The organism is Sunxiuqinia indica (assembly GCF_009847015.1).
GTDB classification, from domain to species: domain Bacteria; phylum Bacteroidota; class Bacteroidia; order Bacteroidales; family Prolixibacteraceae; genus Sunxiuqinia; species Sunxiuqinia indica.
The window spans coordinates 1-1,191 of record NZ_WVEM01000039.1; the positions used below are offsets into that span (position 1 = coordinate 1).

Consider the following 1,191-nt stretch of genomic DNA (forward strand, 5'->3'; position numbering starts at 1 on the left):
TTTTCCTGTACTAAGTTCGGCTAAAATTTTGAGTTTGAAACCCTCGCTGTATCTTCTTAAGATACCATCATTTTTATACATAATTACTACATTTTGTGTAGCCTTTTTTTAGGACGGGACAACATGAGGCATAACGGTTGGTACATGTTGTCGGGGCGGATTTCGGAGAGCGTTCCTGTCCGAAGGACACGGAACTGCGAAACGAGAATCCGCAGTTGGCGTACCACCGAACCCCGCCCTGCAATATGTACTTTGTTAGCATTAGTTATTTAGGTAAAATTATAAACGATAATTCCATCATGTCATAGTTTTCATAGCTTGAATCTGGAGTTTCTACGGTTGCTTGAAAATGAACACTTTTTCCTACCAAATCATTCGTTATTTCAAAATTGAATCGGTTTGATTCTTGAACCATATTAAATTTATTATACGAATATAATTTATACGATATCTTCCTGTCTTTTGGGTCATTTGCCTCAATTGTTAATTCATAATTGTCTCCAACTCGTAATATTGGTTTTGGTCTAGATATACTATCGCTCCATGTGTTCCCTAGATTATCAGTTATTCTAATAATTTCGATAAAAAAATCATCTTTCATCTCATTCTTATTGTGATATATAGTTATTTGGTTTTTTAAGTCAGACGTTATTCCTTTTAATAGGTATTCTTGAGACAATGTTAAATTTCTTCCATGAGCAACTGAATTTCTAAAATTCTCAATTTCGTCATGAAAGATTTCAAATCTTTTTTTATTCTTAAGTATCGGCAGGAATATTTCCCAATTTTTGAAGATTATAGTCTTTAGGTCATAAAAATCTGAATAATATATAATCCTATTTTCAGATAAAATTCCTTTGTTTTTTTTTAATTCAATTTCTCTTTTTTCTTTCCATTTTGAAATTCTTTCGTCAGAAACTTTATAGGATGCATTATCATCGTCTCCAATTTTGGTGATTATTAAAAGTCTTAATGTATTTTCATATTCAGTAGTCATATCACTTTTATGTTTAATGTCAATCAAAGACTAGTCATAATTCTATAATGCAATGCTCTTTTCATAATTAATGCTAACGTAAAGTGTATGTTGCGTACCGGTTTTTATTGTGGTTTTCCGTCCGGATGGACTGGAAAATCGGATTGAAAACCGGGGACCGGGGTTTTGCTTTCCCCGGTATGCAATATGACACA

The 1,191-nt window shown here is 32.7% G+C and carries 1 protein-coding gene; it reads right to left on the minus strand.

The window, feature by feature from the left end; genetic code table 11:
* Positions 1-265 precede the first annotated feature (265 nt).
* On the minus strand, positions 266-997 hold the full coding sequence (locus GR929_RS21730) for a hypothetical protein (protein WP_159523929.1): 732 nt from the start codon (positions 995-997) through the stop codon (positions 266-268).
* Positions 998-1,191: the final 194 nt, after the last annotated feature.